The following is a 2,544-nucleotide window of genomic DNA, read 5'->3' on the forward strand; positions in this document are numbered from 1 at the left end:
AACTGGCGGCCGGCCGCACGCTGAACGACATCCTCGGCGCGCTCGGCCACGNGGCCGAAGGCGTGCGCTGCGCGCAGGCCGTGCTGGCGCTCGCGCGCGCGCAGTCGATCGATATGCCGATCACGCAAGCCGTGTGCGGCGTGCTGTTCGATGGCATCGCACCGCGCGACGCCGTCAGCGGCCTGCTGCGCCGCGACGCACGCGCCGAGTAGCACGGGCCGGGTTCGCCCGGCACGGTTGCGCCGGGCGCGCGGCGCCAAAGCGGACTACGCTTGAACAGTCTTCGGCGTTCCGCGAGGTTGTCATGCTGCAGATCCATTCCACCACGCTCGATGCGCAGGTCGTCGACATCACGACGCTCGATGTCGATGCGATCGTCAACGCCGCGAACGGTTCGCTGCTCGGCGGGGGCGGCGTCGACGGCGCGATTCACCGCGCGGCCGGCCCCGGCCTGCTCGCCGAGTGCCGCACGCTCGGCGGGTGCGACACCGGCGACGCGAAGCTCACGCGCGGCCACGGGTTGCCGGCGCGCTACGTAATCCACGCGGTCGGGCCGGTCTGGTACGGCGGCGCGCGCGGCGAGGCCGAGCTGCTCGCGTCGTGCTACCGGCGCGCGATCGAGCTGGCCGAAGAGGTTGCCGCGACGTCGATCGCGTTTCCGGCGATCAGTTGCGGCGTCTACCGCTATCCGGCCGAAGCCGCCGTCGACATCGCGGTCGGCACCGTCGTCGAGATGCTCGCGCAGGCGCCGAACCTAGCACGCGTGGTGTTCGCGTGCTTTTCCCCCGACATCTACGACCTGTACCGCGCGCGGCTCGCGCGGACCTGACGCGTTCGGCGCCGCGGGCTACACCCGGCGGGCGTCAGGCGCCGCCTTCGAAGCCGGCCTGGCGCCACGCCTCGAACACGACCACCGCGACCGTGTTCGACAGGTTCAGGCTGCGGTTGTCCGGCCGCATCGGCAGGCGCACGCGCTGCTCGTTCGGGAAGCGTTCGAGCAGTTCGGCCGGCAGGCCGCGCGTTTCCGAGCCGAACACGAACCAGTCGCCGGGCAGGAACGCATGATCGTGGAAGCGGCCCGAGCCGCGCGTCGTGAACGCGAACATCCGCGCGGGATCGGGCGTTTCGGCGGCGACGAACGCATCCCAGTCGCGGTGCACGCGCATCTGCGCATACTCGTGATAGTCGAGGCCGGCGCGGCGCATCCGCGCGTCGTCGAGCGGAAAGCCGAGCGGCTCGATCAGGTGCAGATGCGCGCCGGTGTTCGCGCACAGGCGGATCACGTTGCCGGTGTTCGGCGGAATTTCGGGGGCGACGAGAACGACGTTGAACATGTTTCGGTTTGGCTGGGGCGGCCGGAGCGGCGCAATGCGCGTGCATCCGGCTGGCCGGTTCGTGACGGCCGCATGCGGGCGGCCTCTCTATCTAATTAATCCCTGGCGGTGCGCAGCGCAACCAGATTCGTCACGCGCGCGGCGCCCGCCGCCTTCAGCGCCTGCGCGGCCGCCGCGAGCGTCGCGCCGGACGTCATCACGTCGTCGACGAGCGCGATGTGGCGGCCGGCGACGCCGCCTGCCACCGCGAAAGCCGCCATCACGTTGTCGCGTCGTGCGTGCCGATCGAGCCGCGACTGCGGCGCGGTGTCGGCGACGCGCGTGAGCAAGGCTGCCTCCGCTGGCACGCCGAGCCGGCGCGCCAGCGGACGCGCGATCGCCCACGCCTGGTTGTAGCCGCGCGCGACGAGCCGCCGGTGCGACAGCGGTACCGGCGCGACGAGGTCGAAGCCCCCCGCGCCGCGCGTATCGTCGACCAGCCGTGCAAGCCGGGCTGCGAATTCACCACCGAGCGCGAGCTGTGCGTGAAATTTCAGGCCGCGCGCGAGCCCGTCGAGCGGCGCGCGGTAATCGGCAAGCGCGAGCGTCGCGTCGAACGGCGGCGGCGCGGTGCGGCACGCGTCGCACTGGTACAGGCCCGCGCGGCCGGCGCCGAGGCGACCGCCGCCGGCCGATCGCGCGTGTCCGACACCGAGCGGCAGCGCGCAGACCTCGCAGCGCAACTGCGCTTCATTCCAGTACGCGGCATCGCAGGCGCCGCAAATCACGGCGTGTGACAAATTGCCGCATAACGCGCAGCGATTCGGCAACGTGGCGGCGGCGACGCGCACGGCCAGCGTTCGAACCTGCGACAAAACGACGCGCAACGTGCGCTCGGCGGAACCGCGGACCATCGCAACACTCCTGGCACGCCGCCTCAATGAAGCTTGCGAGGCGAGCGAGTATACTTCGGGCTCTTCGCCAGTGTGCCCGACATGTCCCCAGCTTCGACTTCAACCGGCCGTCCGGCCAATGACACCAGGCGCCTGCGGCGGATCTTCGATCGCCGTGCCGCCACGTTCGATGCGGTTGCGTTCCTGCCGCGCGAGATCGCGCAGCGGATGAACGAGCGCCTCGAATACATCAAGGTGAGCCCCGCGGCCGTGCTCGATGCGGGCTGCGGCCCGGGCGACGACCTGCCGGCGCTGCGCGCGCGTTTTCCCGAAGCGCC

The 2,544-nt window shown here is 71.4% G+C and carries 3 protein-coding genes and 2 pseudogenes; 3 read left to right on the top strand and 2 right to left on the bottom strand.

The annotated features are described in order from the left end of the window. Positions 1 to 212: pseudogene (locus JMF90_RS33040) on the top strand (glycerol-3-phosphate dehydrogenase); the annotation flags it as partial. A gap of 92 nt (positions 213 to 304) precedes the next feature. Then, the gene (locus JMF90_RS33045) at positions 305 to 829 is read left to right on the top strand and encodes an O-acetyl-ADP-ribose deacetylase (protein ID WP_027807188.1); all 525 of its coding nucleotides are present in this window, start codon (positions 305 to 307) and stop codon (positions 827 to 829) included. 34 nt (positions 830 to 863) lie between these two features. Here the strand turns inward: JMF90_RS33045 and trmL are convergent, their stop codons facing one another. Next, on the bottom strand, positions 864 to 1,334 hold the full coding sequence (trmL, locus tag JMF90_RS33050; protein WP_006477726.1) for a tRNA (uridine(34)/cytosine(34)/5-carboxymethylaminomethyluridine(34)-2'-O)-methyltransferase TrmL: 471 nt from the start codon (positions 1,332 to 1,334) through the stop codon (positions 864 to 866). 95 nt (positions 1,335 to 1,429) lie between these two features. Further along, on the bottom strand, positions 1,430 to 2,227 hold the full coding sequence (locus JMF90_RS33055; RefSeq protein WP_054928063.1) for a ComF family protein: 798 nt from the start codon (positions 2,225 to 2,227) through the stop codon (positions 1,430 to 1,432). Between the two features lie 81 nt (positions 2,228 to 2,308). On the opposite strand from JMF90_RS33055, the pseudogene JMF90_RS33060 reads away from it, so the two are divergent. Then, positions 2,309 to 2,544: pseudogene (locus JMF90_RS33060) on the top strand (SAM-dependent methyltransferase); the annotation flags it as partial.

Origin of the sequence: Burkholderia sp. E168m23 (assembly GCF_016586125.1) — a bacterium.
GTDB classification, from domain to species: domain Bacteria; phylum Pseudomonadota; class Gammaproteobacteria; order Burkholderiales; family Burkholderiaceae; genus Burkholderia; species Burkholderia orbicola.